19 protein-coding genes, 1 pseudogene and 2 riboswitches are annotated in these 22219 nt (G+C 63.1%); of the genes and pseudogenes, 2 read left to right on the top strand and 18 right to left on the bottom strand.

All coding sequences use genetic code 11. From position 1 onward, the window contains the following. Positions 1-2: 2 nt before the first annotated feature. From Q5701_RS11350 to Q5701_RS11330, 5 genes are read right to left on the bottom strand one after another with little or no spacing between them, the layout of a single operon-like run. On the bottom strand, positions 3-632 hold the full coding sequence (locus tag Q5701_RS11350; RefSeq protein ID WP_306751094.1) for a precorrin-8X methylmutase: 630 nt from the start codon (positions 630-632) through the stop codon (positions 3-5). Then, entirely contained in the window at positions 622-1725 is a 1104-nt protein-coding gene (locus tag Q5701_RS11345) for a ferredoxin-like domain-containing protein (RefSeq protein ID WP_306751093.1), read from the bottom strand. The genes Q5701_RS11350 and Q5701_RS11345 overlap by 11 nt, the downstream gene beginning before the upstream one ends. Then, a complete protein-coding gene (cobN, locus tag Q5701_RS11340; protein ID WP_306755326.1) occupies positions 1722-4931 on the bottom strand; it encodes a cobaltochelatase subunit CobN in 3210 nt (1069 codons plus the stop codon). Before cobN ends, Q5701_RS11345 begins: the two co-directional genes overlap by 4 nt. Then, positions 4931-5947, bottom strand: a complete 1017-nt coding sequence (gene cobW / locus Q5701_RS11335) for a cobalamin biosynthesis protein CobW (RefSeq protein WP_306755325.1) — start codon at positions 5945-5947, stop codon at positions 4931-4933. The genes cobN and cobW overlap by 1 nt, the downstream gene beginning before the upstream one ends. Position 5948: 1 nt before the next feature. Then, on the bottom strand, positions 5949-6299 hold the full coding sequence (locus Q5701_RS11330) for a DUF1636 domain-containing protein (RefSeq protein WP_306755324.1): 351 nt from the start codon (positions 6297-6299) through the stop codon (positions 5949-5951). Between the two features lie 125 nt (positions 6300-6424). Then, positions 6425-6635, bottom strand: a riboswitch (cobalamin riboswitch). Positions 6636-6672: 37 nt separating this feature from the next. Between Q5701_RS11330 and cobO the strand changes: the two genes are divergently transcribed. After that, complete coding sequence (gene cobO, locus Q5701_RS11325; RefSeq protein ID WP_306755323.1) at positions 6673-7296, top strand: cob(I)yrinic acid a,c-diamide adenosyltransferase; 624 nt, start codon at positions 6673-6675, stop codon at positions 7294-7296. Positions 7297-7307: 11 nt separating this feature from the next. Further along, on the top strand, positions 7308-8738 hold the full coding sequence (locus Q5701_RS11320; RefSeq protein ID WP_306755322.1) for a cobyric acid synthase: 1431 nt from the start codon (positions 7308-7310) through the stop codon (positions 8736-8738). Positions 8739-9320: 582 nt separating this feature from the next. On the opposite strand, the gene Q5701_RS11315 is transcribed toward Q5701_RS11320, so the two are convergent. From Q5701_RS11315 to Q5701_RS11255, 13 genes and pseudogenes are all read right to left on the bottom strand, one after another. Continuing rightward, positions 9321-9809 carry a copper chaperone PCu(A)C gene (locus Q5701_RS11315; protein WP_306755321.1) on the bottom strand — a complete coding sequence of 163 codons (489 nt, stop codon included), beginning with the start codon at positions 9807-9809 and terminating at the stop codon, positions 9321-9323. Between the two features lie 37 nt (positions 9810-9846). Beyond that, a riboswitch (cobalamin riboswitch) is annotated at positions 9847-10030 on the bottom strand. Between the two features lie 74 nt (positions 10031-10104). Further along, a pseudogene (locus tag Q5701_RS11310) lies at positions 10105-10862 on the bottom strand (IS5 family transposase). Positions 10863-11528: 666 nt separating this feature from the next. Continuing rightward, complete coding sequence (locus tag Q5701_RS11305) at positions 11529-12839, bottom strand: TRAP transporter large permease (protein WP_306755319.1); 1311 nt, start codon at positions 12837-12839, stop codon at positions 11529-11531. Beyond that, positions 12836-13339, bottom strand: coding sequence for a TRAP transporter small permease (locus tag Q5701_RS11300; RefSeq protein ID WP_306755318.1), 504 nt, complete (start codon positions 13337-13339; stop codon positions 12836-12838). Before Q5701_RS11300 ends, Q5701_RS11305 begins: the two co-directional genes overlap by 4 nt. Positions 13340-13344: 5 nt before the next feature. Next, on the bottom strand, positions 13345-14274 hold the full coding sequence (locus Q5701_RS11295; protein WP_306755317.1) for a C4-dicarboxylate TRAP transporter substrate-binding protein: 930 nt from the start codon (positions 14272-14274) through the stop codon (positions 13345-13347). Between the two features lie 166 nt (positions 14275-14440). After that, the gene (locus Q5701_RS11290) at positions 14441-15397 is read right to left on the bottom strand and encodes an ABC transporter permease (RefSeq protein ID WP_306755316.1); all 957 of its coding nucleotides are present in this window, start codon (positions 15395-15397) and stop codon (positions 14441-14443) included. Further along, on the bottom strand, positions 15394-16320 hold the full coding sequence (locus Q5701_RS11285) for an ABC transporter permease (protein ID WP_306755315.1): 927 nt from the start codon (positions 16318-16320) through the stop codon (positions 15394-15396). Before Q5701_RS11285 ends, Q5701_RS11290 begins: the two co-directional genes overlap by 4 nt. Further along, the gene (locus Q5701_RS11280) at positions 16317-17045 is read right to left on the bottom strand and encodes an ATP-binding cassette domain-containing protein (RefSeq protein ID WP_306755314.1); all 729 of its coding nucleotides are present in this window, start codon (positions 17043-17045) and stop codon (positions 16317-16319) included. Before Q5701_RS11280 ends, Q5701_RS11285 begins: the two co-directional genes overlap by 4 nt. Then, entirely contained in the window at positions 17038-17775 is a 738-nt protein-coding gene (locus tag Q5701_RS11275; protein WP_306755313.1) for an ATP-binding cassette domain-containing protein, read from the bottom strand. The genes Q5701_RS11280 and Q5701_RS11275 overlap by 8 nt, the downstream gene beginning before the upstream one ends. 5 nt (positions 17776-17780) lie before the next feature. Next, positions 17781-18956: a substrate-binding domain-containing protein gene (locus Q5701_RS11270; RefSeq protein WP_306755312.1), complete on the bottom strand. Its 1176-nt coding sequence runs from the start codon at positions 18954-18956 to the stop codon at positions 17781-17783. A 52-nt stretch (positions 18957-19008) separates the two neighbouring features. After that, positions 19009-20130: an ABC transporter substrate-binding protein gene (locus Q5701_RS11265; RefSeq protein ID WP_306755397.1), complete on the bottom strand. Its 1122-nt coding sequence runs from the start codon at positions 20128-20130 to the stop codon at positions 19009-19011. After that, a complete protein-coding gene (locus tag Q5701_RS11260) occupies positions 20130-21290 on the bottom strand; it encodes a CaiB/BaiF CoA transferase family protein (protein ID WP_306755311.1) in 1161 nt (386 codons plus the stop codon). Before Q5701_RS11260 ends, Q5701_RS11265 begins: the two co-directional genes overlap by 1 nt. Positions 21291-21435: 145 nt before the next feature. Further along, positions 21436-22203 carry an IclR family transcriptional regulator gene (locus Q5701_RS11255; RefSeq protein ID WP_306755310.1) on the bottom strand — a complete coding sequence of 256 codons (768 nt, stop codon included), beginning with the start codon at positions 22201-22203 and terminating at the stop codon, positions 21436-21438. Positions 22204-22219: the final 16 nt, after the last annotated feature.

Here is a 22219-nt window from a genome sequence, read left to right as displayed (position 1 = left end):
GCTTATTCCTGCGCCGAGGCGAGCGCGTTGACCGCGGCCACTGTCATGGCCGAGCCGCCCGGACGCCCCTGGACGACGCACCACGGCACGGGGTCGTCCTGGATCAGCGCGGCTTTGGATTCTGCTGCGCCTATGAAGCCTACCGGGCAGCCGATGATGGCGGCCGGACGGGGAAAGTCCGGCTCGGCCAACCGGTTGAGAAGGTGGAACAAGGCGGTCGGCGCATTGCCGATGGCCACGACCGCGCCCTGCAGATGCGGCCGCCACAGCTCAACGGCCGCCGCCGAGCGCGTATTGCCCAACTCGAGCGCAAGGGCAGGCACGCGCGGGTCTTGCAGGGTGCAGATGACCTGATTGTCCGCGGTCAGACGTGCCCGGGTCACCCCTTCGGACACCATGCGCACATCACAGAGAATGGGCGCGCCATCCTGCAACGCCTGGCGCGCCGCGCGGGCAAAACCGGGGGAAAAGCGGATCAGGGACGCCAGTTCCACCATGCCCGCGGCATGGATCATGCGGACTGCGACGACCTCCTCCTCAGGCGAAAAACGGGCCAGGTCTGCCTCGGCGCGGATGGTGGCAAATGATGCGCGGTAGATGGCCGCGCCGTCGGTTTCGTAGCTATGAGCCAAGGTGGCCTCTCATCATATCTGGAATGTCTATTCCGGTTAGTCCGCACAGATTGGGCTTCCCCTCTGCGGGACCATTCAGGACCAGGTCGAAACGCCCCTCGCGCCCTGTCAGGGTGACATGCGCCGGCGCAGGATGGGCGCAGCCCTTTCCACAGCCCGAGACATGCAGATGCCGCCCTGCCGGCACAATGGCGGCGAGTTCCCGCGCCAGGGCGCGGGTTTCGACGCTACTCGAGGCGCAACCCGGCGCGCCAGTGCAGGCACTGACGCGCAGCAGCGGATCGCCGGGATCGGTCAGCCACAGTTCGCCGCGCGCATGACCCTCAGGCAGAACCGCCCGCCAAGGCGTCAGACGCAGGGCGCTGCCCGAGAGTTCGGACAGGGCCTGCGATGTCACTGCCCCGAAGGGCGCGAACAGGAACGGAGCAGAGTGCAGGATCTTGCCTAAGGACGCTTGCGGGTCGGGTGCCGAATCCGCATGGATTGGGGGAACAATGCCTGCGGCCACTGCCTGCGCCATTCGGGCCTGTCCGGTCGCCGAAAACCATTCCAGCAATTCGATGATGCGAGCGAACACCGTTCCTGGACCAACCCGTTCCCCCAGGGCCATTCCGTCGGCGCGCAGCAGCAAATCACCCCCGGCTCGCTCTATCCGGATATCCGCCGGGGCGCCCTGCAGCACTGGGCATTCTCCCGTGTCGATCGCAAAGCCGAACTTGGGCGGCAGATCGAGCGCATTCCGCAACGCCTCCTCGAGCCTGCGGACCAGCTCCGGTGTCCCGTCACCCTCACGCCAGAAGGGCGTCGTCATGATGTTGCGCCGTGCCTCGACCCACGGATCGGCGTCCAGCAGCTCCAACGCCCGCAGTTGGCACTGTACCTCGGGCAGGCTGTCCTCCCGGACGCCTCTCACCTGCAACGTGGCCCTTGAGCCGAGATCGAGTTGCCCATTGCCGAACGCCGCGGAAATCCTGGCCAGTCCGGCCACCTGGGCGGGTTGAAGACGCGAGCCATGGGGGCGGACCCGCAGCAGCAGGCCATCGCCCGCGGGCATCGGGCGGAGCGCGCCAGGGCACCAGCCCTTGCGCGTCATGCGGGAAGCCCCCCAACAGAGTTGCGGCGCAGTTCGCTCCCGATCCCGAACTCGGTAAAAATGGCCTGCATCGCGGCCAGCGCACCCGGATTTTCCTCCGCAAGGAAGTCCCGCACCTCGACTGAGCCGAGGGTCGCTTCATGGTAGAGCGCGAAGAGATGCTCGGGAACGGCATGCGCCATCCGGGAAAAGGCTGCCATGTGCTCCAGCGTGGCCGCGATCTCGGCCGCACCTCGGAAGCCGTGGCGCATCATGCCCGCCAGCCAGCGGGGGTTGGTGGCGCGGGCCCGGACGACGCGGGCGATTTCTTCGGGAAGAAGCCGCGCGCGGGGCGTGTCGGGCCGCGTTGCGTCCAGATGGTAAAGCGCAGTCGGCTCCAGTCCCAAGGCAGTGCGGGCAGCCGCGAACCCGGCTTCATGCGACGCGTAGTCCATCGCCAGAAGAAGATCGGTTTCAGGCAGGTCCTGCGTCAGCACGAAGCCATCGGCCGCCCGAAGCCGCGCCTCGAGCCCCGCGCGGTCGGGTGTGCCGTCGGGACCGAAGGCCGAATTCCGTAGCCATGCCCTTCCCGCGGCCTCGGCGCTCATGTCGTCGGTGATGCCGGTGCCGAAGCGGCCCGGTGCAGGGGCGAAGACATGCGCGCCGGGAGCTGCTGCGACATAGGGGTTCATGTCCGCGGCCTCTTCCCTCGCGGCAAGTGCAGTGCAGCCTTGCTGGAACAGGGCGACCAGTTCCGGGAAGGTGTCGCGGAAAAGCCCCGACACCCGCAGCGTCACCTCGATCCGGGGCCGGTCCATCAGCGCCAGCGGCGTGACCTCGAAGCCGGTGACGCGCTCGGACGCGGCATCCCAGATCGGCGCAAGCCCGGCTAGGTGCAGCGCCATGGCGAAATCCTCCCCCGCAGTCCGCATTGTGGCCGAGCCCCACAGGTTCACGACCAGACCCCCGGGATAGTCGCCGTGATCCTGCAGATGGCCGCGGACGAGCTCCTCGGATAACCGGACGCCCTGGGTCCATGCCACGCGCGAGGGCACCGCGCGCGGATCAACGCCATAGAGATTGCGCCCCGTCGGCAGCACATCGAGCCGACCCCGGTAGGGCGAACCAGAAGGGCCGGCTGCGATCCGGCGCCCGTCGAGGGCAGAAAGGATCGCGGCGTGTTCCGACGCAAGACATACAGGATCACCCTGCATCGCGCCCGTCGCATCGGGGGTTCCCTCGCCCCAGACATGCAGGCCGTCGCCAAACTGACTTTCCTTGAGATCGCAGACGAAGCGGTCGATGGCGGTGATCGCCACGGCGGCAGAGGCCTCGGGGTTGATCCCCAGATCCGTCTCCAGATCCTGCCTGCGCGCTTCCGCTCGGATCAGCGTGATCAGCCGCAGGCGACGGGCCGGGTCCAGCCCATCCGCAGTCGAATATTCGTCAAGCAGGCTTTCCAGCCTCAGCAGTCTTTCGGGCATTCCCGACCTGACGAGCGGAGGCGGAAGATGCCCCAGCGTCAGCGCACCAAGCCTGCGCCGCGCCTGCGCGGCCTCTCCGGGATCATTGACGATGAAGGGATAAAGCACGGGCAGCCCGCCAAGCAGCGCGCCAGGCCAGCAATCCCGCGACAGGGCTGCGGCCTTGCCCGGCAGCCATTCCAGCGTGCCATGCGCACCGACATGGATGATCGCATCGATCTTGGCACCATGCCTGAGCCAGAGATAGAAGGCGGTGTAGTCATGGCCCGGCACATGACACAGGTCGTGGTAATCGGCCTCGCGCATGGCGGCCTCGCCCCGCTCAGGCTGCAAGGCCAGAAGCAGGTTGCCGGCCCAGAAGGCCTGGAACTCCGGTTCGGCAACCATCTTGCCGTGGGCTTCTTCAAGGTTCCCGCGCAGCCTTTCAGAAAGAGAGGACAGTGCCGCTTCACAGTCCGGCAAGGACCAGCGAAGCCGGTTGCCCTTGAGGTCGCGCAGGATGTCTTCGGGTGTCATCTCCCGGCCAAGCTGCCGGGCAATGGCCGCCGCCGAGGCCAGTGCGTCAAGCCCGACCGCATGGGCCATCCGCCACTCCTTGCCGGGATAGGTGGACAGGATCAGCGCCACGCGGCGTTCGGACGATGCCAGTTCCTGCAAACGCCGCCAGTTCATCACCCGGGCAACGACGGCATCGATCCGTTCCGCATCCGGGCTGTGACGCTGAAGCCGAAACTGCAGCGCGGGGTCGGTGTCCGTCACGTCCTTGAAGGAGATGACACCGGCCTGGATGCGCCCGTCCAGTTCAGGCAGCGCCACATGCATCGCAAGATCGGCGGCGGAAAGGCCGCGTTCTGACCCCGCCCATGCGGCATGATCGGACGTCGCGTGAATGACCTGGAACACCGGCACGCCGGGGACGTCGAGGGGCGACGCATCCCCTACCCGGCCCGAAAAGGCGGTGGCGTTGACGATGGCTGCGGGTGCGAGCCGGGGCAGCATGGCCCGCAGCCAATCGGCTGCAGCTGCATCCTTGAGGCTGGGAAGAAAAAGTCCGACAGCCTGCACATTTTCAGTCTCAAAGGCGCGGATCAGTGCGTTGATCGAGGCAGTGTCGGAGGAAGCCGCCCAAGCGCGATAGAAGGGAATGAGGACCAGAAGGCGATCATCCCGTCGAAACTCTTTGGTCGGACCTGATTTAGGGTGCCAGAAACCGTGGTTCGGTAGCATCGTGACGCCATGCAGCGGCGCCGTTCCCAGCCCCGCGGCCGAGGCAAGCAGGGCCATCGCATCATGGGCGGCAAGTTCGCCCCCGGCCTCGCACAGCTCTGTCAGGTGCCGCAGGACGGGAACCGGTAGCGTCGAAGCCTGGTCGAGCACAGGGTCCGGCTGACCATCCGCCGGAAGGAAGGCCAAGGCGATCCCCTTCTCGCGCGCCATGCGGGAAAGCTCGTCAACGCCATAGGGCCAATAGCTTCTGCCGCCGATCAGGCGCACCAGAATGCCCTTGGCCGCTGACAGGGTGCGCTCCACATAAGTATCGACCGACAACGGATGGCGAAGACGCGAGAGATTGGCCAGACGTAAGGTGGGCAGCCGCTCCCTGCCCCGCCGCCAGCCTGCCGCGAAAACCCCAAGGTCGCTATCCGAGAAGGACAGTACCACCAGATCCGCGGGCGTCTGCCCCAGATCCTCCGGCTGGGCGTTTTCATCCAGCCCATGGCTTTCGCGGAACAGGACATGCATCAGGTCAGCGCGGCCCGGATGGCAACGGGGTCGATATCTCCTTTTTCCGCAATCACGACAAGGCGGCCTTGTCGGGGCTGATCCCCCCACGGACGGTCGAACTGGTGGCGCACCCGCGCGCCCACGGCCTGGACCAAAAGCCGCAATGGCTTGCCCTCGACCGCGACATGGCCCTTGACCCGTAGGATCTTCTGCACCTCGGCCAGTTTCGCGATCCGGCTTGCCAGCGCCTTCGGATCGGCCTGTTCGGGCAGGTTGATCACCACCGTGGCGAAGTCGTCATGGTCGTGCTCCTCCTCCCCATCGTGGTGCGAAGGACGTGCGGCCAAGTCGTCCTCGGCCGCCACGTTGATTCCCAGAACCACGCGAGGATCGATCAGGCCTTCGATCAGGGCTACCATGGGCAGAGGACGCGGTGCCTCGGCCGCTATGATCTCGCGGGCAGCAGCCAGACCATCCTCGCCAGCCAGGTCGGCCTTGGAAAGCAGCACGATATCTGCGCAGGCGATCTGGTCTTCGAACACCTCGGACAACGGTGTCTCATGGTTGACCTCGCTTGTGTCGCCGGGATGAACCGGGTCGGGCGCAAAGCGGCCTGCCGCTACGGCCTCGGCATCGGCCACGGCAACCACGCCGTCGATGGTGATGCGCGAGCGCAGGTCCGGCCAGTCGAAGGCCTTGAGCAAGGGCTTTGGCAAGGCCAGCCCCGAAGTTTCGATCACGATGTGGTCGGGTTTGGGATCGAGCGCCAGAAGCCGCTCGATGGACGGGATGAACTCATCGGCGACGGTGCAGCAGATGCAGCCGTTGGTCAGCTCGACGATGTTCGCCTCAGGGCAGTTGGCATCGGCGCAGGCGCGGATCAGGTCGCCATCCACACCAACATCGCCGAATTCGTTGACCAGCACCGCCAGCCGGCGCCCTTCGGGATTTTGCAGCAGATGGCGGATCAGCGTCGTCTTGCCTGCACCAAGGAAACCGGTGACGATGGTAACGGGGGTTTTTTCCAGGGACATTTCAGACCTCGATCGGGGGAATGCGGGCAATGGTGTTCTTGCGGATCACTTCGGGACGGGAGCGCCAGGGCACGATGCCATCTGGCGTTGCCGCATAGGCGCGGGCCATCTCGGCGACGTCGTCCGGATGCAAATCGGGATCGAGGCCCCCCTGCACATAGGTCCAGCGGCCAGCACCACGGAACACGACGACGCAGGAGTGCTCGCAGGCCGAGAAACATTCCTGTTGGTCATGGGGGACGCCGCGCGCAGCCAGGGCATCGGACAGTCGCGCCCCGTCGCGCGGTGCCTGCGGATCGGTGCTGGCGCGCCTGCAGGTGACGCAGACCGTCAGCGCATTCTTCTTGGCCATCTGCCCTCCCGGCAAGCCAATGGACGCGGGGGCTAGAGTTTGCGCGCAGGACATGCGGAGGCCCGGTTGCCGCCATCATGGCTTGCACACGGTTCACCCCGACCGCAACACAACGCGGATGCGAGAACTCGCACCGCACGCTGGCAGGTCTCCCGGCTTGCGGATGACGGGGATTTTTCCCCGACGGTCACCCGACCTTCCCAGGCTGTTTGGCCCAGTGGCATCCGGGTGACCTCTCCGGTCACGGTCGCGGGGGCGGCTGCGCTTCGCTGGAAACCAGCTATCGCATTCCCTCTTAGCTCGCTCTGTGCGAGAACCAACGATGCGCGAGGGAAGCCACGAGACAGCCTCGCTTGTCAAGAGAAAGGGAGCCATGGCGGAAGGAACAGTCCCCGACGAGGCCGCGCGCCATACCGAGAAAAAGGCGCGGATCAAGGCGGCCCGCGACCGGATGATGGCAGAGAAGACCGGCGAGAAGGGTCTGATCCTGGTGCTGACAGGCCCGGGAAAAGGCAAATCGTCCTCGGCCTTCGGCATGGCGATGCGGGCGATCTCGCACGGGATGCCGGTGGCGGTCGTCCAGTTCATCAAGGGGGCAATGGCGACGGGTGAGCGGAATTTCCTGCTGACCCATTTTCCCGACCTCTGCGAATTTCACACTATGGGCGAAGGCTTCACATGGGAAACCCAGGATCTGGAGCGTGATCGTGCCGCCGCTGCCCGTGCCTGGGTCAAGGCGAAGGACCTGATCCGCGATACGCGCAACCGGTTGGTTCTGCTGGACGAGATCAATATTGCGCTGCGCTATGACTATCTCAATATCGCCGAGGTCGTGGATTTCCTCCGGTCCGAGAAGCCCGAGATGACCCATGTTCTGCTCACGGGCCGCAATGCCAAGCCGGAGCTGATCGAGATCGCCGATCTGGTGACGGAAATGACCGTGGTGAAGCATCCCTTCCGGCAAGGGATCAAGGCACAGGCGGGGATCGAGTTCTGACACGGGCGCTGATGCTGCAGGGAACCGGCTCGAACGTCGGCAAGTCGCTTCTGGTGGCGGGCCTCTGCCGGGCCGCTGTCCGGCGCGGGCTCATTGTGCGCCCGTTCAAGCCGCAGAACATGTCAAACAACGCCGCCGTGACGGTGGATGGCGGCGAGATCGGCCGCGCGCAGGCCCTTCAGGCTCTCGCCTGTGGGGTCGAGCCGCATACTGATATGAACCCGGTCCTGCTGAAGCCTGAGACGGACATCGGCGCGCAGGTCATCGTTCAGGGTAGGCGGCGCGCGACGCTGAAGGCCCGCGACTATGCCCGGCTGAAGCCGGCGCTGATGGCGTCGGTTCTGGAAAGCTTCGAGCGGCTGAAGGCTCAGGCCGATCTCGTGATCGTCGAAGGCGCAGGCAGCCCGGCCGAGATCAACCTGCGCCAAGGCGATATTGCCAACATGGGCTTTGCCGCCGCCGCAGACGTTCCCGTCGTTCTGATTGGCGACATCGACCGCGGTGGTGTGATTGCGCAGCTTGTCGGCTCCAAGGCCGTCCTCGATCCAGAGGACGCCGCACGCATCAAGGGTTTCCTCGTTAATCGATTTCGCGGCGATCCCTCTCTTTTCGACGACGGCTATCGGATGATCGCCGAGCAGACGGGGTGGCAAGGCTTCGGCGTGCTTCCATGGTTCGCCAGGGCCGCCCTGCTTCCTGCCGAGGACGCGCTCGACCTGCAACCCTTTGGGGACGGTGCAATCAAGATTGCCTGCCTCGCCCTGTCCCGCATCGCGAATTTCGACGATCTCGATCCGTTGAAAATGCATCCCGGCGTCAGGCTCCAAATGGTTCGGCCGGGACATGCCATTCCGGGCGATGCAGCCGTGGTCATTATTCCGGGCACGAAGTCCACACGGGCCGACCTTGCCTTTCTGCGGGCGCAAGGGTGGGACATCGACCTCAAGGCCCATCACCGCCGCGGCGGCCGAATTCTGGGGATTTGTGGCGGGTTCCAGATGCTGGGCTGCAGCATTGCGGATTTGCATGGCATCGAAGGAGTGGCCGGGGAAACCGAAGGCCTTGGCTACCTCGATGTCCACACGGTGCTGGCTGCCGACAAGCGCCTGACCCGCGTTACCGCCGTCCACGCTGTTTCCGGCCTTCAGGTTGCGGGTTATGAGATACACGTGGGCCAGACTGATGGTCCTGATTGTATAAGGCCCTTCGCTCAGGTCGGCGATCTCACGGACGGCGCCCGTTCGAACGACGGGCTGGTAGAGGGCACCTACCTGCACGGATTGTTGACCTCCGACGCTTTTCGCAGCGCTTGGCTTCAAGGACTAGGCGCAAGAACAAGCAATTATTCATATGCAGCCAAGGTCGATGATGTGCTCGACCAACTTGCGGCTCATCTTGAAGCTCATCTCGATGTGGATGGCCTTTTCGGATTAGCGCAGTAGATATTTTTCTTTCCTTACTGGAGAACGCCCGAGCCGCTAACACAGCTTGAACGGATTGTTGGAGAGGGTCGGACCGTGTCACACCGCACCTGCCTAACGATGCCGGTCCGGTCACTGTCGCGACGCCATGGTGAAACTCCGGCGTCGAACCATCTCGTTTTTAGGAAGCAGAGCTGCATCATTCTGAAGCTGAGCTTAACAGTTGGATGCGGTTCGTCCCTGATTTGCAAGATGCAGGCTTTTCCGAGAGGCAGGGGTACGTTGATCTCGTCTTAAGCCACAAGTAGTCTCGACAAGCACCTGGACCGCGCCACCTGAAGGTCAGACAACGCCGTCATCGACTGATCTGCAGCCGGGAAGGCTTCTCCTCACAGGAAAGCACCGAGCCTTTTAAGTTGCTGTATCTGCACCGTCGACGCATGCGATAAGCGGTAGATTCAGGCTTTGGCTGTCGAGCCGCAGTGCAGGCGCGGTTGGACCCGCCCTTTATGCTGGCGTCACCCTCCAGGGAAGTGCCGCATGGCAATGGCCGGCGATTTCACCACCGGCCATTATCGCTATCTGTCGATACTGAATGGCGGCTTAGCTGGTCTGCTCATCGTGATGGTGATCGTCTCCGGAGTCCTCGACTTCGACCTCCACCTCAACTTCTCCCACATTCCCGAACATCAGGGTAGCGTGGAAATGGCCCCCCTCTTCGAAAGTCTGCTGGACGTCATGAAACACAATATGCACGCCGCTCGGCTGCATGGTCAGGGTCTGCCCTGGAGGAATCTCAACGGCCGTGACCTCCCTGACGGACAAAGTGCCAGTGTCGCTGACCGAAGGCACCTGGAAGACGCCGGCAGCGGCGAAATCGACCGAGGCGCCAGTCAGCGTCACTGGCTGATCCGTGATGTTTTCGATCGTCAGGAAGACGTCCATCGAATGGGCCGTTGCGCTGACCTCAGTGGTGTGGGCATGGCTGACAACAATGCCGTTGAGTCTGAAGGTATCCCCGTCATGATGCGCCATTGCCGGCATGACGGAAGCGGCCAGGAATGCCGCAGTGCGAACTGCGTTGCGAAGCATGCTTTCTCCTTTTCGGGGCCCACCGCCCCGATTGTGGTTTCCTTTGCGCCCAGTGACAGGTTTCCTGGCTCGCACGTCATCACCTCATCCTCACCTTCCCAGCCATAGGGCCAGTGGCATTGCGAAGACCGGCTCGGTGCACACAGTTGCGGGGGCAGCGTCGGCTTCCAACCGACTTCCCTCATCATTCCGGACGGCGGAAACCTAGCAGTAATTCCAGAGATGGCAATCACGTGCTGCTCGGCGGAACATGTCGGGCATGTGGCGCGTTGATCGAGCTATAGCCCGTGGACATTCATCGTGAGGCGATGATGGTGGCAACGAGATGCCAATTGGCGGCGTAGCTGCATGCGGTCTTTTCGTAGCGCGTGGCGATGGCCCGGAACTCCTTTATTCTCGCGAAGAAGTTCTCGACCATGTGCCGCCATTTATAGGCATGCTTGTCGTAGTCACGCTTGATTGTGCGGTTCGCCTTTGGTGGGATCACTGCGCTCGCACCCCGCGCGTCCAGTTCTGCAAGCAGCCAATCGGCATCAAACGCCTTGTCCGCCAGAAGGGCGTCAAAGGCGACGTCCTCGATCAGCGGGGCAACGCCTTTCAGGTCGTGAGCCTGGCCGGGCAGGAGATGAAAGTCGAACAGGTTGCCCAAGGCATCGACCAAGGCCACGATCTTCGTGGTCAGTCCGCCGCGTGAGCGCCCGATGGCCTGAGCCTGAGTCCCCCTTTTGCGCCGCTCGCCTTCTGGTGAGCCTGGACAATGCTGCCGTCGATCAGCGCGTATTCGAAATCGGGCTCGCCGCGGGTCTCTTTGAAGAGGCGCTCGAAAACACCACCCTTGGCCCATCGGCGAAACCGGCGGAACACGCTGTTCCAGTTGCCGAACGCCGATGGCAGATCACGCCAGGGCAGACCGGTGCGTACCCGCCAGAGAACGGCCTCCAGGAACAGGCGATTGTCCTTGCCTGTCACACCGCTGTCGCTCTTCTTGCCGGGAAGGTGGGGCTCAAGACGCGCCCAGATATTATTCGTCACCACAAACCGCTGCTCGTCCATTCAGACCTCCATTTTGGAAGCCTGAAGCAGAAATCAGACGGCATGTGAACCATGAATGTCCACGGGCCTTAGCATATGCAACTTTCCATGACTGCAGTTCGCAAGAAGTCCTTCGCGAGCCCGGCTCCGCCAATCCGAAAGCTGGTGCGGGACGGATCAGTCGAGGCTGATGCGGTGCTGATCCAGGCATCGAATTCGGCGCGGTCCCGGGGCAGCGTCTCGAACAGCCATCGGAAACGATCTTCCGCGCCATCCGCCGATGCCGCCTGATAGAGCGTGTCGGCGTGCCCCTATTCCAACGGCTCCAACCGCACATAACGCCCCTCCATTGGCGCCCGCGCGGGACGCGGCCGTGCCGACAAATCTGCCAGATCCATGGCCTGCTCCCTTCCTTCGAGCTAACGTGCTAGCAGCATCGATACTGCCTGCTACTTGAAGCAAGTGTTCGAAGACCATCTGTTCCTTCAGAAGGTCCGTTTTTCAACTTGCTTCGGTATTCGAAGGCAGGTCTGGGCTCAACTCCCCCCGGCCTTCTCCCGCACGCACCTTTGTCAGTCTTCCGGCTGCCATTCGGGTTATACCGGGTGTTATGGAATCACCTAAGAAATACCTGCAGCGTTCCAAGTGCAAAACGACTCCCGTACATCATCGATCGCTGATGGCTCTTCACGGCGATGCGGTGCCGTAGATCAGGTCCGGCAGCAGCAGTGAAATCTGTGGAAAGACGCTCAACAATACTAGGACGCCCATCAGCGCCAGCAGGAAGGGCCAGACCTCGCGAGCGTAGTCCATCATAGGGACACGCAGGATCTGGGAAGCGATATACATCATGCCTCCGACCGGCGGCGTGACACCTGCGATGGTCAGGTTGGTAATGAAGACGATCCCGAAATGCACTGGATCGATGCCGGCCTTCGTGACAATGGGCATCAGAACAGGCGTCAGGATGATCAGTGCGGCCGATCCCTCGATGGCGGTTCCAAGGATTATCAGGACGACATTGATGATCAATAGCAAGAGTACGGGGTTGTCCGTGGCGTTTTCCAACCAGCCCGACATACCCTGAGGGACGGCCTCCCAACTGAGATAAAATCCGAAGGCGGCAGCGGCGCAGATCATCATCATAACCGTAGCACTGTCACGCACGGCTTCGGCCAGAACAGACGGAATGTCTTTCACGCGGAACTCACCATAAGCAAAGATGGCGATGAACAGTACGTAAAGTACCACAATTGCGCCCGACTCAGTGGTCGTAAACAAACCGTATCGTGTGCCACCCAGGATCACGACCGGGATTGATAGTGCCCAAAGTCCGTCTATCAGAGCGCGGCGGATTTCAGATCCCGACGCACGGACGGCGCGTTGCGGAGCATAGCCCCGGCGTCCTGCGACAATCCGCGTAGTCATCATTAGCGCTATTGCCAGCACCAGCCCGGGCAACAGGCCGGCCGCAAAAAGGCGTCCAATCGAGGTTTCGGAAAGAAAGCCATAGATGATCAGGCCGATAGATGGCGGGATCAACGCCGTGATGATGGATGCGGACGACGTGATGACCGCCGCAAATGCAGCGGAGTAGCCCTTTGCGGTCATCTGGTTGCCCAGTGTCTTTGCCAGCATCGCGGCATCGGCGTTGCTGGATGCGGTTAACCCGCCCAGCAGCACCCCAAGGATCGTGCACATCTGCGCCAGGGCGCCGATCAGATGGCCGACCAGAACGTCGGCCAAGTTGATCAGCCGCCGCGTCACACCCGATGCATTCATAATGCAGCCCGCCAGCACAAACAGCGGCAACGCCAGAAGGGATACCGATTGCGTGCCCTCAGCCATTTCCTGCGCGAAGTTCGACAGCGGGATCATGTCCAGATTTAGAAGAAAGAAGGACATGGCGCCGATCGCCAGCGACCAGGTGATCGGCGTGCGCAGCACGAACAGCAGCGTCACAATCAACGATGGTCCGGCAAGATGGAGAAAACTCATATGATCGGGTCCGCGTGGCGTTCCAGTGTCTCGGACCGCCATGGGCGATCGGATATCAGATGTTGGACGAACATGCCGGCAGAGGCGACGGCAAGCGGCCCGTAGTACCAAGCTCGGGACAGGTTCAGCGCGATGCTGCGCACCCCAGCCGAAGTGATGGCCTGCTGGGCGAACAGCACCGTCATTGCGGCGAAAAGAACAGCCAGCAACAGATAGTTGAACCAGGCCACTACGATCCGCGCACGCATCGGCCAGGCATCCACGACCACATCGATGGCCGCATGGCTGCCCAGCCGGATGCCTGCCACCGCCCCGAAAAAGACAAGATAGGCAAAGGCCGTCGAGGCGACTTCATAGGTCCAGGCGGCAGGGCTTGGCAGCACATAGCGACTGACAACACCCCATGCGATCGACCCGACGATTGCAACCAGCGCCACAACGCCGATCACTTCGTCCCAGCGGCGCCATTGCAGAAGGCGGCCTTCACTGTCCAGCGTCATGACGTTTATTGCGGCAGGGTTGCGCGAACCCGATCGACGATCCCGGGTGTCAGGCCCGGCACGGCGTCGAAAGCACCTTTCGCTGCCTGCTGGAAGGCGGCGACATCGACATCCTCGATGATCTCGACTCCCTGGGCGCGCAGTTCGGATGCATAGCGCTCGTCAGTTTCCTGGGTCATCGCGGTCAGCTCGGCCGCTATCCTCTCGCCTTCTTCCAGCAGAACCTGCTGGATTTTCGGATCAAGACTGTCGAAGACGCGGGTGCTTGTCACCCAGGCGGTGAACATCATCTGGTGGCCCGTCTTCGAGATAACCTTGCGGGTTTCCTGGATCTTGGCTCCTGCGATGGAACCGAAGGGCGCCTCGGCCGCGTCTACGACATTGGTTTGCAGCGCGTTGTAAACATCGCCCCAAGGCAGTTCGGTCGGTCGCGCGCCGAACGCCTCGAAGGTGGCCAACATGACCGGCGAGGTGGGCACACGGATCGTCGCGCCGGCCATGTCCGCAGGGCTGCGATAAGGCTTGCTGCCGATGACATGACGCAGGCCGAACAGCCCATCGGGCATGATGACCTTCAACCCCTTCGCCTCAAGCTGGTCGGACATGCCCTTGTAGACGTCCGAGTCAAAGAACTGCTCGGCCGAGGCGACATCGCGGAACACATAGGGTCCGGCAACGACCGCAACGTCGGGAACGAAAGTGGACAACTGTCCGTAGTCGGTGGCGCTCATGATCGCCGCGCCGGACAGGACCATCTCGTTGACCTTCTTCTGCGGTCCTAGCTGGTCGCCAGTCAGAACCTCGATCTGTAGCTCGCCCCCGGTGCGTTCCGCGACCCGTTCCGCAAAGGTCTGCATTGCCACAACGATGGGTTCGTCAGGATTGACCTGCGAAGTCGTGAACCGCAGTTTCTGCGCATCAGCCGCAGTGGACATTCCAAATGTCGTTGAAATCGCGACAACCGCCGCGAGAATGCCATGAGACTTCATCCTGTTTCCCCCCAAAGTGCGCCGCCTCTATTTCACCAGGTTAGGCGGCCTCTCCTAGATTTCACCAGTAACACATGATTTTACATGCACAAAGAAAAATGCGGCGCGTTGCTCAGACGGTTGTGCGGAGATGCCGCTCGCGCCCATAAAACGACACCAGAAGCAGGATGATCGCGCCTAAGGCCGCTTGCACCGACGCCGGCTGAAAACCGAGGCCGATCAACAGCGTGTTAATCTGGGTAAGAACCAGCACGCCGGCCAGGGTGCCTACAAAGCTGCCTCTTCCGCCGATCAGCGCGGCGCCGCCCACGACGACTGCAGCGATGGTCTGGAAGAGATAGGGCTGGCCCACGTCCCCATAAGCCGACCCCGTGAAGCCCAGCAGCAGCACGCCGGCTGTTGCCGCGAAAAAGGACGATGCGGCAAAGGTCAGCGCCCAGACCCTGACCGGACGTATCAGCGCATAGGGCGCCGCATCCGGGTTGGCGCCCAGGGCATAAAGCTGTCGACCGTAGAGGGTACGCTCCAGCACCAGCACGATCAGCACGGTCAGGACCAGAATCGCCGGTATCAGCGGCGGGACCGGCAACGGGCCAGTTGTTCCGCCAATCGACACGAAGTCAGATACTGCCTTCGGTGCAGATCCGGACGGAAAACCCTTAGTCCAGATCAGCACCAGCCCTTGAACAATCATACCCATGCCCAGTGTGACGATCAGCGGATGGATGTTTAGCCCTCGGGACAGCGCACCGTTAATAGCGCCAATGATGATGGCAAGCCCTGCCACGACTACACAGACCAGAGCGAAGTTCCAGCCTTGACCGTAAAGCTGGGCCGCCACCACATTGGCGAACCCGATGACAAAGGGAATGGACAGGTCGATTCCGCCCAGGATAACCACTAGCGTCTGGCCTACAGACGCCACCGCCAGCAGCGAGGCGATCACCAGCATGGCACGGATGGCGAATGGTGCGGAATAGCCCGGTATCAGTGCGGTTCCGATCAGATGCAAGGCGGCGGCGATGACAAAGGCAGCGGCGATGCGTAGGCCCATGCGGTCGGATTTCATGCGGCTCCCCTGCTATGGCTGCGATCCTGCAAGGCAATCAGCACAACGGCCGCGACAAGAATGGCGCCATAGGCGACCTGCAGGACATAGGTGGACACATTGAAGGCGGTCAGCAGGCTTTGCAGCAGGAAGATGTCGATGGCACCAACCGCCGCGCCCAGTAGCCCGCCACGTCCTCCGGCTAGGCTGACGCCACCAAGCGCCGTCGCGGCGATCGCGATCAACGTATAGTTCGCGCCGACCTTGGGATCGGCTGAGCCGATCAGCGCGGTCAGCATCATCCCGGCCGCCCCTGCCAGCAGCCCTGTCATCACGTAGGCTAGAAACCGTGTCACGGTGACGTTGACCCCGGCGGTATAGGCGGCGCGGTCGTCGCTGCCGACGGCCATCAACTGCCCGACGAATGGGGTGCGGCCAAGCGTCCACCACAGCAAGGCAATGACACCTAGCGGCAGGAAGGACCACGCGCCCGACATCGCGCGCAGCCACTCCGGCGCGGGACCGAGGGGAGCAGGCAGGATCGTCAGGGTGAGGCCCGTCAGGATCAGGTAGGTTCCCAGCGTCGCGACGATCGGCTGGATCCGCACGATCGTCGCCATGAAGCCGTTGAAGGCGCCGATCGTCGCGCCCGTCAGCAGGGCCGCAGGCCACAGGACCAGTGCCGAACTGATCCCCAGATCCAGATAAAGCACCTTGATGACAATAGCGCCGACCAGTGCCATCACCGGCCCAACCGAGATGTCGATCCCCCCTCGCCCCGCAAGGATCACGGGGGTCGAGGCAAGCGCCGCCCCGATCAGCGGCGCGGCCATGCCCAGCAGCGTGCCCCAAGCGGCCGGATGGAACCGAGCTGGGTTCATGGCAAGGTTCGCCACCAGGAGCACGGCCAGGATTGCCAGTGCGAGCATGTTCCGGCCCATCATGCAGTCCTTCCGAACATCGCGGCGATAACAGCGTCGGTCCGCATCTCGCCGCCGGTCATCTCGGCGGCCACTTGGTGGTCGCGAAAGACCAGGACGCGGTGGCACAACACCAGAACTTCCTCGATCTCGGACGACAAGATGACCAGTGCCATGCCTTCGGCAGCCAGGTCACGAAACAGGTCGTAAAGGACATGCCGCGTCGCCACGTCCACGCCCCGCGTCGGATCGTTCAACAGCAGGACGCGAGGATCCCGGGCCAGTGCCCGGGCCAGCAGCACCTTCTGCTGGTTGCCGCCCGATAATGCGGTGATCGGTGCGCCCGGATGCGGCGCCACGATCTTCAGCCGGTCCCGCCAGACCTCGTACCGTGCGTTTCGCGCCTTCTTGCTAATGAACGGTCCACGCAGATCGCGACCCGCCGTGGCAATCGCGAAGTTGTCCAGGATCGACAAACTGGGAAAGATGCCGGTGGTGCGGCGGTCGCGGGGGACATAGACGACGCCGCAGCGTTCTGCGCCTCGAAATCCCGCAATGCGTCGGTCGTCCAGCATGACATGCCCGGGCGCTGGCTCCAACCCTGCCAGGACCTCCAGGAAGCGGTCTTGCCCATGCCCATCTAGGCCTGCCAATCCCAGGATTTCGCCGGGCATGACAGTCGTGGTCACGGGGGGCGCGCCAGGGCAAAGCACGACGTTTCGGGCGTGCAGGTTTCTCCGATCAGCCATTCTGCAGTTCCCGGGCGGTCTGGGGCGCCATCAGGCGCAGCAACTCGGCCGGCGTCGTTGCGGTCCGCGCCTGTGTCGCGACCACGCAGCCCGAACGCAAGACCGTGATATCGTCGGACAGCGTCATGACCTCGTCCATGCGGTGGGTGATGAACAGGATCAGGCAACCCGCCGCCGCACAGTCGCGCATGAAGTCGAAAACGGTTTCACGATCATTGAAGTCGAGCGCCGCGGTGATCTCGTCCAGGATCAGCACGCGGGGATCACGGGCAACCGCACGGGCCAGTACGACCAGTTGCTGGGCGGCCAAGGGCAGCATGCCTGCCGGGGCGTCAAGATCGATGGGCGTGCGGGCAAATTGCGCCAGTATGGCGGCGGCCCGGTCACGGCGGGCATGGCGCGGGATTTGGCGGGTGAACAAACCGTCCAGGCCCAGCAGGATGTTGTCGGTCACGCTGCGGTCTCGGGCGATCAGGACTTCCTGAAAGGCCGTGGCGAAGCCCTGTGCCTGGAAGCCGGCCGGGTTGTGGGCCGTAACGGGAGAGCCGTCAAGCATGATGGTGCCACTGTCGGGCAAAACGATGCCCGACAGCAGCTTGACCAGCGTGCTCTTGCCCGATCCGTTTTCGCCCAGGATCGTGTGAATGGTTCCGGAGCGGAATGTGACGGTGGCGCGATCCAGCGCCACCGTTTCGCCATACCTTTTCGACAGCCCTTCGATGGTCAGCATGGCGCCTATTGCGCGCAGGCGGCGGGGACCGCGGCATAGTCCCAGGCCGGGCTTGGCGCGGGATCGGCGAAATAGGCGTCCAGCCATTCCTCGGGCATGGGGTCTGCGGGTGGCAAGGGGAAGACCGAGACCGCGTCAGGCGTCATGCAGTCCGCATGCCAGTTGCCCAGTTCGGCCTCCTGTACGGGGGGCAGCGGGATCATCAGCGTGTTCAGCACCGGCTTCTGCCCATCCATGATCCGCGCACCCACCCGGAACAGTGTCTGCGCCGTCCATCCCGGCAGCACCGCATGGCCCGAGAAGCGATAGCTGTCCGGATTTGCCTTCCAGTAGCCAAGCGCATCACCGGTGATCGATCCCGTGATCAGCGGCACCGGGCGCCCTGCCTGAGCGAAGGCTTCCGCAATCACGCGGCTTTCGGAGCCCGCCGACCAGACTGCGTCGATGGGCGCCGGGTTCGTGGCAAGCGTCTGTAGGACAACGGTCTTGGTGACGTTGGCTGTCCAGTCGCCATTGACGACGCGCGACAGCTTCAGTTGTGGATACTGGGCCATGGCGGCGTCGGCGCCCGCGCGTTCCTGCGCAACGATAGGATGGCCGGCGATCCCTTCGACGATCAGCACATTGCCGCCGTCAGGTAGCGCCTTGCCGATCATGTCCATCATCTCGTATCCCCAGCGGGAATAGTTGCTGTCCACGTTGACCGCCGAGGGCGCCGTGACCGATCCGGCCGCCGTGACTACGGGGATCCCAGCATCGGTCGCCGCCTTGATGGCATCATCAAGCCCGGTGGCCGAGCCGGGGATGGTGGTGATGATGCCGCAATCCTTGTCGATGAAGGACCGGATCTGGTTGATCTGCTGCCCGACATCGTTGTTCGAATCCGATACCTCGAACTCCGAGACGATGCCGTCCGCGATCAGCCCGTCCACAAGCCGGCGCAACTCGTTCGTGACGCTGACGCGCCAAGGGTTGCCCTGGAAGCTTTCCGAATGGCACCAGCGATAAGGCGCGGTCTTCGGCGTGAAGCCTTCCAGCGGGCCGGGCAGCACGGTCTGCGGCGCATTGTCGTACAGCACCTTCAGGTCTGCGGGCAAAGCGGCGATCACGTCGGTCACATCCGCCAGCACAGGCGCGGCGGCCATCAGGCTTGCCAAGGCAACCATGGACAATCTCGGCATCGGGTTCCTCCTCCCCTTGAGCCCCGGTCTTGCCGGGTCGTTCGTCATTGCGTCAGAAACTGTCCCGGAACATGCGGTTGATGTCGTCGATGACCGGGCCCGCGTCCTCTCGCGCCACAAGCCCGTCCGTGACGCGCTGCGCTGCCGATTGCTGGAAGGCCATGCCACCATCGTGTCGAGGCCTCAGCCATGCGCCCTCGTATGTTGCGCGGGTCGCGCGATAGGTGTTGCTGGTAACGGCATTGACGCGGTCGTCCTCCCACGCCGCCGCAAGGCCGGGCTGACCGCCGGATGCGGAATAAGGACCGGTCTGAGCTTCGGGGCCCGCGATCCAGTAGGCGAAATCCATAGCGGCCTGGCGATGATCCGAAAAGGCCGAAACCGCGATACCTGTTCCGCCAAGCGCAGAGCCGACCGGGCCGTTGCTGCCCGCCACGGGCATGTCGGCAAAGCGGACCAGGTTCGGCCGGAACCCAGAGATTGCATAGCTGACATAGCAATAGATCAGCGGCACGCAGGCAATACGAGACCCGGGTCGGGCCATCTCCTCGAACACGGCGATGGGGTCCATGGTGGCGCAGGCAAGGTCGACCAGGTCGGCCAGTTCCCTCAACATCTGCCAGACCTTCGCGCCCGCCTGCGGATCGATCAACCGGTCGCCTGTCACGGCGCAAGGTGTTCCCAGGTTCCCTGCAAGCGAATAAAGGCACATCAGCGAATGCGGCGGACGCAGCGGAAGCATCACGCGCCCCTCGCGCGCCAGCTCCATGATCTGGTCCCAGGTTGCGGGCGCGCGCTCCAGCAGGTCGGGTCGCCAGGCAAGCACCTGCGATGCGGCGTCGATGGGAAAGCCCCATTGCCTTCCCTGCCATTCATAGCTGGGAAAGGACGGTCCCACTGTTCCCTGCGCCAGCGCGGCAAGCTCGGCCTCTCGCTCTGGCACGTCCAGCGGCACAAGGCAGTTCTCGCGCGTGATCTGCCCGACATGCGGATGGTCGATGACGATCAGGTCATAGGCGCGAGCCAGATCCTCGACCGGATAGCTTTCGAAGTCCTGCAGGGAACGTTGATCCCATTCGATCCGGACTCCGGTCCTTTCCGCCCAGATGGCCGAGCATGCGACCATCGGGTCATAGCCGCGCGGGTGGTTCCAGGTCATGCCCTTCAAGGTCATCACAGGCCGAACTCCTTTCGGATTGCGGCGCTGTGGGCGCCGATCAGGGGTGCTGCATCCTGCACGCGGGGACGCTGGCCGTTCAGGCGCAGCGGCAGGCGGGTGGTGCGGATCGACACGCCGTCGTCGCGAGTCACGGTCTGCAGCATGTCCAGAACCTTGAAACCCTCCGACGCCATCAGCTCCGGCCAGTCCAGCACCTTGGCGCACCAAATGTCCGCAGGTTCCAGGATTGCCATCCATTCGCCCACGGCCCGCGTCGCGACAACGGCGGCGATCAGGCGCTTGATCTCGTCGCGTTCGGTGAACCAGCTTGCGGGATCGTCGCAATAGCGGGCCAGCGCCTCGATCCCCATGAGGTCGGCCAATCTTGCGATCGGCGTCATGGCGATGGCCAGAAAACCGTCCTTGGCCTGATACACGCCATAAGGCGCGGACAGATAGGCGTGCGCGCTGCGAAAGGACGATCTTCGCGGCCGACGTTCTCCGTCGTTGAGATAGGTCGTCAGCACCTCGAACTGCAAATCGACCAGAACCTCCAGAAGGCTGGTCTGGACGTGCATGCCGGTCCCTGAAACCCCCCGCCGCACCAATGCAGCCAGAATGCCTTGGCAAGCGGCGGCACCTGCCAGCATGTCGGCGATGGCAAGGCCGAAGGGGACCGGCCCCTGATCCTCGTCCCCATTCAGCCACATGGCGCCCGACCGCGCTTGCGCCAGCAAATCCTGTCCCGGTCGCGCGACCCAAGGTCCTTCGTCGCCATAACCCGAGATCGAGACGTAGACGAGCCGAGGATTGATCGCCTGCACCGTGTCATAATCCAGACCCAGCCGTTCAATGACACCGGGGCGGAAGTTCTGGATCAACACGTCTGCCTTACTGATCAGGCGCTTCAGGGCGTCCAGGTCGGCAGGGTTTTTCAGGTCGATGGCAAGGCTTTCCTTGCCCCGGTTGATGGCGTGGAAGATGGTCGAATCCCCGCCGATCTCGGTATCGGACAGATACAGCCTGCGTGACAAGTCGCCCCCGTCGGGCCGTTCGATCTTGATGACCCGCGCACCCATGTCCGCCAGCCGCAGCGAGCAGTAAGGTCCGGACAGGAACTGGCTCATGTCGAGCACGGTCAAACCCTGCAACGGCAGGCTTGCGCAATCACTCAACTTGATCTCTCCTCCCGAGAGGTTATATTTTGTCTGTAAATGATATTTTCATTTATGGAACAGTGAGGCAAGCTTAATTTGTGCTTGGCCATTAAAAAAGCTCCGGCTGCAACAGCCGGAGCGAATGCCACGATGAAAGGCCTTGTCACGGCGATGCGGGATGACCCGAAATCTCCTGACCCGCAGCAATTAGCATCTTCAGCACGGATTTGCGATCCACCGCGCCCGGGCGGTCCAATCTGGCAACGAAAGGGCAGGTCAGCGCCGCCATGACAGCGCCGTTCGCATCCAGGATCGGGACCGACAGGTTCCAGACCGCGGGCGTCTGCTGGCTTTCCATCGCCTCGAACCCCTTAGACCGGACCGAGGCAAGACGTGCATCGAGGTCGGGCGGAGGGCTTTCAAAGGGCATGGCCTCGTGTTCCTGGAACATCAGCACGCGTTCTTCCGCCGAGGCATGGGCCAGGATCACATGACCCGATCCCGAATTGACCAGTCCGATCCGCGCGCCCACCCGGATGGTCAGGCCCCAGTAACCTGCCGCCTCGACCTGAGCTATGACCACAAGGTCGCCACGGTCGTAGCGGACAAGATGACAGGATTGCTCGGCCTTGCTCGTGAAGCGGCGCATAGCAGGCATGGCTTGCCCGATGAGGCGCCGGATCGGCGGGCTTTGATGGGCAAGCAGGAACAGCTTCATGGTAAGGGCATAGCTGTCGCCCTCGCGCGCGACATAGCCGCGCCGCGACAGCCGGTCCAACATCCGGTAAAGTTCGGTCGGGCTGCGGTCTAGGGCGGATGCAATATCCTTCAGGGTCATGCCCTGTTCGGTCGTGGCCAGCAGTTCGAGCATGTCCAGGCCCTTGTCCAGTGCAGGGGCCCGATAGCGGCCTTCTTCTTCGGAATCGGACATGACTTCTCCCTTGTTG

Source organism: Paracoccus actinidiae (genome assembly GCF_030863885.1).
In the GTDB taxonomy this organism is placed as follows: Bacteria; Pseudomonadota; Alphaproteobacteria; order Rhodobacterales; family Rhodobacteraceae; genus Paracoccus; species Paracoccus everestensis.
Note: the sequence above shows the minus strand (reverse complement) of the source record. Positions and strands in the feature narration are given on the sequence as shown.

What these genes read in the sequence shown, in the direction of transcription:
- Q5701_RS11345 (WP_306751093.1), bottom strand. Translation starts at nt 1,725, where the DNA reads ATGACGCGCAAGGGCTGGTGCCCTGGCGCGCTCCGCCCGATGCCCGCG.
- Q5701_RS11305 (WP_306755319.1), bottom strand. Translation starts at nt 12,839, where the DNA reads ATGAGTTTTCTCCATCTTGCCGGACCATCGTTGATTGTGACGCTGCTG.
- Q5701_RS11295 (WP_306755317.1), bottom strand. Translation starts at nt 14,274, where the DNA reads ATGTCCACTGCGGCTGATGCGCAGAAACTGCGGTTCACGACTTCGCAG.
- Q5701_RS11330 (WP_306755324.1), bottom strand. Translation starts at nt 6,299, where the DNA reads ATGGCCAAGAAGAATGCGCTGACGGTCTGCGTCACCTGCAGGCGCGCC.
- Q5701_RS11270 (WP_306755312.1), bottom strand. Translation starts at nt 18,956, where the DNA reads ATGCCGAGATTGTCCATGGTTGCCTTGGCAAGCCTGATGGCCGCCGCG.
- Q5701_RS11285 (WP_306755315.1), bottom strand. Translation starts at nt 16,320, where the DNA reads ATGATGGGCCGGAACATGCTCGCACTGGCAATCCTGGCCGTGCTCCTG.
- Q5701_RS11255 (WP_306755310.1), bottom strand. Translation starts at nt 22,203, where the DNA reads ATGTCCGATTCCGAAGAAGAAGGCCGCTATCGGGCCCCTGCACTGGAC.
- Q5701_RS11300 (WP_306755318.1), bottom strand. Translation starts at nt 13,339, where the DNA reads ATGACGCTGGACAGTGAAGGCCGCCTTCTGCAATGGCGCCGCTGGGAC.
- Q5701_RS11320 (WP_306755322.1), top strand. Translation starts at nt 7,308, where the DNA reads ATGCTGCAGGGAACCGGCTCGAACGTCGGCAAGTCGCTTCTGGTGGCG.
- Q5701_RS11275 (WP_306755313.1), bottom strand. Translation starts at nt 17,775, where the DNA reads ATGCTGACCATCGAAGGGCTGTCGAAAAGGTATGGCGAAACGGTGGCG.
- cobW (WP_306755325.1), bottom strand. Translation starts at nt 5,947, where the DNA reads ATGTCCCTGGAAAAAACCCCCGTTACCATCGTCACCGGTTTCCTTGGT.
- Q5701_RS11280 (WP_306755314.1), bottom strand. Translation starts at nt 17,045, where the DNA reads ATGGCTGATCGGAGAAACCTGCACGCCCGAAACGTCGTGCTTTGCCCT.
- cobO (WP_306755323.1), top strand. Translation starts at nt 6,673, where the DNA reads ATGGCGGAAGGAACAGTCCCCGACGAGGCCGCGCGCCATACCGAGAAA.
- Q5701_RS11290 (WP_306755316.1), bottom strand. Translation starts at nt 15,397, where the DNA reads ATGAAATCCGACCGCATGGGCCTACGCATCGCCGCTGCCTTTGTCATC.
- Q5701_RS11315 (WP_306755321.1), bottom strand. Translation starts at nt 9,809, where the DNA reads ATGCTTCGCAACGCAGTTCGCACTGCGGCATTCCTGGCCGCTTCCGTC.
- Q5701_RS11265 (WP_306755397.1), bottom strand. Translation starts at nt 20,130, where the DNA reads ATGACCTTGAAGGGCATGACCTGGAACCACCCGCGCGGCTATGACCCG.
- cobN (WP_306755326.1), bottom strand. Translation starts at nt 4,931, where the DNA reads ATGCATGTCCTGTTCCGCGAAAGCCATGGGCTGGATGAAAACGCCCAG.